This window comes from Streptomyces fuscigenes (genome assembly GCF_021556455.1).
Lineage (GTDB): Bacteria > Actinomycetota > Actinomycetes > Streptomycetales > Streptomycetaceae > Streptomyces > Streptomyces fuscigenes.
The window spans coordinates 1-6764 of sequence record NZ_JAKGCV010000305.1 but is presented as its reverse complement, the minus strand read 5'-3'; the positions used below and the strand labels follow the sequence as shown (position 1 = coordinate 6764).

Annotated in this window: 7 protein-coding genes; 2 read left to right on the top strand and 5 right to left on the bottom strand. The window is 73.9% G+C overall.

Annotated elements, in window-relative coordinates; all coding sequences use genetic code 11:
* From L1885_RS20730 to L1885_RS20720, 3 genes are all read right to left on the bottom strand, one after another.
* The coding region (locus L1885_RS20730; protein ID WP_235798669.1) for a polyamine aminopropyltransferase at positions 1-1510 on the bottom strand (1510 nt) is incomplete at its 3' end.
* 220 nt (positions 1511-1730) lie between these two features.
* Positions 1731-2249 (bottom strand): DUF2617 family protein, encoded by a 519-nt coding sequence (locus tag L1885_RS20725; RefSeq protein WP_235798668.1) that lies wholly within the window; start codon positions 2247-2249, stop codon positions 1731-1733.
* A 533-nt stretch (positions 2250-2782) separates the two neighbouring features.
* Complete coding sequence (locus L1885_RS20720; protein ID WP_235798667.1) at positions 2783-3175, bottom strand: hypothetical protein; 393 nt, start codon at positions 3173-3175, stop codon at positions 2783-2785.
* Positions 3176-3480: 305 nt separating this feature from the next.
* Here L1885_RS20720 and L1885_RS20715 point away from each other — a divergent pair, with 305 nt between their 5' ends.
* Both L1885_RS20715 and L1885_RS20710 read left to right on the top strand, forming a co-directional pair.
* The gene (locus tag L1885_RS20715) at positions 3481-3966 is read left to right on the top strand and encodes a prevent-host-death family protein (RefSeq protein ID WP_235798666.1); all 486 of its coding nucleotides are present in this window, start codon (positions 3481-3483) and stop codon (positions 3964-3966) included.
* 20 nt (positions 3967-3986) lie between these two features.
* Positions 3987-4313 carry a hypothetical protein gene (locus L1885_RS20710; protein ID WP_235798665.1) on the top strand — a complete coding sequence of 109 codons (327 nt, stop codon included), beginning with the start codon at positions 3987-3989 and terminating at the stop codon, positions 4311-4313.
* A 76-nt stretch (positions 4314-4389) separates the two neighbouring features.
* On the opposite strand, the gene L1885_RS20705 is transcribed toward L1885_RS20710, so the two are convergent.
* Together L1885_RS20705 and L1885_RS20700 are read right to left on the bottom strand one after the other, a co-directional pair.
* Positions 4390-5571: an aminotransferase class I/II-fold pyridoxal phosphate-dependent enzyme gene (locus L1885_RS20705; protein WP_235798664.1), complete on the bottom strand. Its 1182-nt coding sequence runs from the start codon at positions 5569-5571 to the stop codon at positions 4390-4392.
* Positions 5572-5835: 264 nt separating this feature from the next.
* A complete protein-coding gene (locus L1885_RS20700; RefSeq protein WP_235798663.1) occupies positions 5836-6369 on the bottom strand; it encodes a YbjN domain-containing protein in 534 nt (177 codons plus the stop codon).
* Positions 6370-6764: the final 395 nt, after the last annotated feature.

Sequence of the window (6764 nt, the reverse complement as noted above, 5' to 3'; positions counted from 1 at the left end):
GGGGGGCGTCCGTGCCCCGCGCGGCCAGCAGGAACCCCCAGTCCTCGGCGTCCGCCCGGCCCCGGCCGGCCCGCTTCGCGCGGTCGGGGCCGCCGGCGAACCCGTCGGCCGGGCCGGTGGCGCGGTAGGGCGTGGTGCGGAATCCGGCCGCCCGCAGCGTCGCGTCCACCGTCCAGAAGGCCCGCACCCGCCTCCCCAGCGGTCCCGCGTGCACCACGAGCCGGCCGCCGGGGGCGAGGGCGCGCGCGGCGAGCCCGTAGAACTCCTGCGAGTACAGCTTGGAGCTGGACGTGATGCCCGGGTCGGGCAGGTCGCACACGACGACGTCGAAGGGACCGGGCCCGGAACCCTGCTCCGCCCGGCGCAGCCAGGTGAAGGCGTCGCCCGTGACGGCGTGCAGCCGCGGATCGCGGTAGGCGTGCCCGTTGAGCACGCTCAGGGCGGGGTCGGTGCGCGCCAGCCGCTCGACGCCGGCGTCGATGTCGACGACGGTCACCGACCGGACGTCCCGGTAGCGCAGCGCCTCCCGGGCCGCCAGCCCGTCCCCGCCGCCGAGGACCAGCACCCGGGCGTGGGGGCCCCGCATGGCCGGGTGCACCAGCCCCTCGTCGTAGCGGTACTCGTCGCGCGCGCTCACCCGGAGCCTGCCGTCCAGGTACAGGTCCAGGGGACCCCGTGTCCCGCCCGTGAGCACGATCTCCTGCACGCTCGTGTGCACGGCGACGCGCACCCCCGACCCGTACACCGCGGTGCGGGCGGCCCGCTCGAACTCGCCGACCGTGGCGGCGGCCGTCGCCAGCACCGCGAGGACCAGCACGTCCGCGACGAGCAGCAGGGTCCGCGCCCGGGGGGACAGGTCGCGGCCGAACAGCCACAGGACGAGCGCGCCGCCCGCGACCACGTTCACCCCGCCGGTCACCATGGCGGCCGTCAGCTGGCCGAGCCAGGGCAGGAGCAGGAACGGGAAGGCCAGGCCGCCGACGAGCGCCCCCACGTAGTCCGCGGCGAACAGGTCCGCGACGGCCGCACCGGCGTCCTGCCGCGAGACGCGCTGGATCAGCGTCATCAGCAGCGGGATCTCGGCTCCCGTCAGCACGCCGATGGCGAGGGAGAACGCGACGATCGCCCCCCGGGACTCGCCCAGCCAGGCGAAGCTCGCGTACAGCGCGAGCGCCGACATCCCGCCGACCAGCGCGAGCACCGACTCCACCAGCCCGAAGCCGACGGCCGCCCGCGAGCGCAGCCGCTTGGCCAGCAGCGAGCCGATGCCCATGGCGAACACCATCACCGACAGGACCACGGACGCCTGGGTGACCGAGTCGCCGATGAGGTACGAGCCGAGCGCGACGAGCTCCAGCTCGTACACGAGTCCGCAGGCCGCGCAGACGAACACCACGAGCAGCACCAGGAACCGGACCGCGTCGGCGCGCACCGGCAGCCGCGGCCCGCGGCAGGACGGCGGCCCGGCCGACGACGGCCCTCGCTGCGCCATGGCGTACTGGTCGATCATGTGGTAACGCTACGTCACGGAACTCGTGCACATGGTCACCCACACGGGTGTATCTCGACGCTCCAGGGTCACGGTCGGCGACGCCCCGCGCCGTCCCGACCGGCACGGCGGAACACGGCGGTCGCCCGACGCGGTCGCCCGCCGCCCCGCGGGCCGGAGCCCCCGCGGCGCCGGGGCAACGGCCCGCGACGGTCGTCGCCCGGCCGCCGCACGGCAGCGGTCAGAGCACGGCCGGCATGCGCACACCGACACGGGTACGGGTCACGACGAGCTGGCCTTCCTGGGGGTACGCGTGCCAGGTGCGCCAGCGCACCGCGCCCTCGTCGCGCTGCGCGAGCAGGGCCGTGAAGGCGTGCGGCGAGCCCGGGAACGTGCCCGCAAGCCCGTTCGGGTGGTCGGACACCAGGGCGAGCAACTCCTGTGCTCTGCCCGCGAACTGGCCCCGTGACAGGTGCTCGACGCGCGCGGCGAACTCGTACTCCCAGTCGCCGATGCGCTCGGACACACCGAGCGGCAGGGGTGTGCTGCTGCCGGGGATGCAGGCCACCGTCTCGGAACAGGTGCCCCCGTCCTCCTCGAGCAGCACTTGGTGCGAGGCGCCGAGCAGCCGCAGCTGGAGCCGCGCACCGGAAAGGTCCAGGTCGAGCGTGGCGAGGGCCGGCAGTGGTCCCCGTCCCAACGCCCAGGCCAGGTCGGCGGCGCGGGTGTCGGTGTAGGCGGTATTCAGGGTGGTGAGCATGGATCGGCTCCGCAAACACACGTGACGGATGGGCCGGGGGCACCCCGGAGAGGCGCCGGGGGCAGCCCCGGACGGAAGATGCTGAGGGACGCGCGGAAGGTGCCTTCTCGTCTCCGCGGGGCGGTCCCGGGAGCCCGAGGGCTGGTGGAGGACTCCGTCCAGCGAATCACGAACTCCGCCGGGCCTACAGCGTTTTTACCCAACTTGACGGGGTTTCCATCCCCTCGGGGGCCCCGGTGTTCAGATGTTCAGATGGCGCTCTCGACGGCACGTCGGAGCGGGCGGGGGCCCCGCACCACCCGCTCCCGCGCCTCGTGTGCGCCGCTGTCACATGCCGTTGGCGCCCGTGACGCGCCCCTCGGGTGCGCCCCCTGCGCCTCTCACGTCCCCGGCGTCCCGTCCGGCGGGCCTCCGGGACCCGGCCGGGGCGGCCTCGGGGGCTCGGTCCGGGCAGTGTCCGGGGTCGCTACCAGGCCGGAGCCCCGGGGCGGCCCCGCGGCCCCGGGGGCCTTCCGATCGGCCCTTCCGCGCGGTCAGTTGCTCCCGCAGGAGCTCCCGCCGCCGCAGGAACTGCCGCCGCCGCACGAGTGGCCGCCACCGCCGCAGGAGTGCCCGCCGCCGCAGGAGTGGCCGCCGTGGTGGCCGCCGCTGTCGCCGTGGTGCGAGCCGTGGTGGCCGCCGCCGTCACTGTGGTGCGAGCCGTGCGAGCCGCCGCCGTGGCGCGGGTCGCTCGCCCCGCCGCCGTCCGCCCACCAGCTGTTCTCGCTGCCCGAGGACGACGAAGGGCGCACGCTCCGTGCGCCGCCGGACCGGCCCGCCCTGCCCGACCTGCCGCCGGACGTCCGCATCCGGCTCCCCTGCGCGCCCCGCACCGCCGCCAGCAGTACCAGGACGACGAACACCACGCACGCCACGATGATCCACATCGCGCGTCACCTGCCTTCCCCCGTTTGTTGTCCTGCCTGTCGTCTCCCCCGAGGACGGCGGCCCAAAGCCGTGTTGCCGAACTGTTGAGCAACACCAGAGGTTCGGGGACACGCGCCGCGCCGCACCCCCGAGGCCGCCCCCGACGGGCCGCGCGGGGCCGGACGGGGCGTGTCAGGCCGCGAGCCGCTTGAGCCGGGTGACGGCCTCGTCGAGCGTGGCCTCGCGGCAGTGGAACGTGAAAGGTGCGCACGCCACAGACCGCGCAGCACTGGCAATCAGAACAGGATCTGAGTAAACTCTGACTATGGCCACCGTGCACCTGGATTCAGAAACGGAATCCGTCTCCTTCACCGATCTCTCCCGAAACCCCAAGGGTGTCGCGGCCAGGGCGGCGGCCCTGGGGCGCCTTCGCGTGACGCACCGGGACGCGCCCGACATGGTGCTGACCACGGCTGTACGGGCGGAGAACACCGAGGAGAACCTCACCACCGCCTCACGTCTTTTCCTCGCACTCATGAAGCGGGACGAGGGCGCCAAGTCGCTCCTTCTCGCGCTCCCTGACGTCTTCCCCTGGGTCCGCCATTTGGACGCGGAAGAGGTTCGGGCCTTCACCGTCGAGCTTCTCGAAGCGCTGTCGGACGCCGCCGAACTGGGCGCGGGGGAGGCGGTGCATCGCGCGATCGTCTCCTGGCGCGCCACGGCTCGTATCAATGCCGATCCCGGCCAGCTCAGGGAGTCGGTGCGGCCGCTCGACGGTGACGACCTCGGTCCGGTCGAGGTGCGTGGGTGAGCCCGAAGAAAGGAGACCGAGTGAGCGTTCCGCCCCTCAACGGGTGGAACGTCGTCTTCGGGACCACAGAGGCGGTGACGGGCTGGGAGGAACTGTGTCGTGTCGCGCTGCCGAGCGCGCACCGCTGCCTGGAAGCCCTCCGAGAAGACCCCTTGTCCCGCTCCGACTGGAATCGCCGGCATCAGCTACGAGGCAGGCACGCGACCAAGGCGTGGAAGGGGTCCGACCTCGAGCAGTGGGAGTACGAAGTCACCAGCGGCGGTCGAGTGCGCTACCTGGTCAGCACGGAGACTTCCACCGTGATCCTCGTGTACGCCTCCCCACGGCATCCGAAAGACACCGAGTGAGCCGTGGTCGCTTCGGGGGCGGTTGACCAGTTTTCTGCGCCGAAGCGACCGGCGGCGCTCCGTTCGCTCGCCGCTGTCAGGCCGCGAGCCGCTTGAGCCGGGTGACGGCCTCGTCGAGCGTGGCCTCGCGCTTGCAGAAGGAGAACCGCACCAGCCATCGCGGGCCCTCGGCCACCTGGAACGCCGACGTCGGGATCGCCACCACACCGACGCGTCCCGGCAGGTCGCGGCAGAAGGCCACACCGTCCTCGTAGCCGGCGGGCCGCACGTCCGCCTGCACGAAGTAGCCGGCGTCCGAGCGGAACGGCCGCAGCCCCGCGGCCTCCAGACCGGTCGTCAGCAGGTCGCGGTGCCCGCGCAGTTGGGAGCGCAGTCCGGCGGCCCACTCCTCCACCGAGTCCAGCGCCCGTGCCAGGGCGCCCTGGTAGGGCGTGCCCGACGCGTACGTGAGGAACTGCTTCGCCGCGTTCACCGCGGCCACCAGCGGCGCGGGCCCGGTCACCCAGCCCACCTTCCAGCCCGTCGTGTTGAACGTCTTGCCCGCGCTCGACACCGACAGGGTGCGCTCGCGCATGCCGGGCAGCGCGGCGATCGGGCGGTGCGGTACGTCCCCGTAGACGAGGTGCTCGTAGACCTCGTCGGTGACGGCGGTCAGGTCGTGCTCCCGGCACACGGCCGCCACGGCCTCCAGCTCCGCGGGCGTGAAGACCTTGCCGGTCGGGTTGTGCGGGGTGTTCAGGATCAGCACGCGCGTGCGCGGCGTGACGGCGGCCCGCAGCGCGCCGGCGTCCAGCGCGAAGCCGTCGCCGTCCGCGGCCAGCGGCACCCCGACGAGCCGGGCGCCCGCGAGGCGCGCGTCCGCCGCGTAGGCGTCGTAGCAGGGGTCGAACGCGATGATCTCGTCGCCGGGGTCGCACAGCGCCAGCACGCAGGCGGCCAGTGCCTCGGTCGCGCCCGTGGTGACCAGGACCTCGCAGGCCGGATCGAGGCCGAGGCCGTAGCGCCGCAGCTGGTGCGCGGCCACGGCCTCGCGCAGCGCGGGCAGGCCGATCGCCGGCGGGTACTGGTTGTGGCCGCCGAGCACGGCGTCCGCCACGTCCCGCAGCAGCTGCGGCGGGCTCGCCAGCTCGGGCACGCCCTGGCCGAGGTTCACGGCGCCGGTCTCCCTCGCCAGCTCGGTCATCTCGGTGAAGATCGAGGTGCCCATGCCCCGCACCCGCTCAGCCGGCCGCCAGGTGCCGCCGCTCATCGTGTCCATCGAGGCATCTCCCGCTTCCGCCGCCGTTGCCGCACCGCCTGTGCCGCCACCCTAGGGCCTCGCCGCGGCACGCGGCCCGGACGGGCGGACCCGGCGCCGCCCCCTGCCCCGCCCCGCGGACGCAGCACCCAGCGCCCGCGTCCGCGGCCGGGCACGCCGCGGCCCCCGTCACCGCGAACGGTGGCGGGGGCCGGTTGCCCGCACCCGGTGGCCCGTGCCTCAGGGACCGTGCCTCGCCGGCCGCGTCTCTGAGGCCGCGGCCGGCTACGCGTCCTCGGGCTTCTCGTCGCCCGGTTCGAGGCCGAGCTGCTCGACCAGCCACTTGTCGAACTCGATCGACGCGCGCACCCAGCTGACGGTGGACGACACGAAGTGGTCGATCGCGACACCGGTGCCGATCAGCATCTGCGCCTCACCGATGAGGCGGACGGTCGGCGGGCCGTCGTCCTCCTCGTGGACGTGGCTGTAGACCTTCGGCCACAGGGTGCGCCTGTTCCAGTCGTCGATCAGCTCCAGGATGCGGAGCTTCTCGTCGACGTGGTGCGGCCGGTCGTAGAACGTGCGCACGGAGAAGACCTGCTGCTCGTCGTCGCCGCGGAACATGAAGTACGTGCGGAATTCCTCCCACGGCGCCGCGAGGTCGCCCTCGTCGTCGACGACGTACTTCAGCTCCATCTGGTCGAGGAGCTGCTTCACCAGGTCCTGGTCCGGGACGACGACGGGAGCCGCCGCTCCAGAAGCCGGCTCCGGTTCGGGGCGCCCCCCGAAGTTTGGAATCGCGGACGGATCGATGCTCACCGTGTTCTTCCCTTCGTACGGTTGCCGCCATCCTCCCTCATCACGGCCCGGGAGTGGCAAGCCAGGCCCGTGCGGGCCCGGGCTTCGGCGGTCGGGTACCCATCCCGGCCCGGCCTCTTCGCCTGCCCGGCAGGGCGGCGCCTACACGGGGTCGGCGCACCGCCGCGCAAAACCACCGCACCGGCCCGGAACGAAACGGCACACGACCGCCCGCACGGCACGGCACACCAGGCACCGCACGGCGCCGAAACCGCCGGAGCCCCCTCGCGGTGTGCGAGGGAGCTCCGGCCCGTACCGGGCAGTCCCGGATCACCGCCGGGCGCGCCCCGCGGCCCCTGCCGGCGCGGCGCCCACCGGCGCGGTGGCCGATCCCGCGGCGGCCGCCGTCGCGGCGG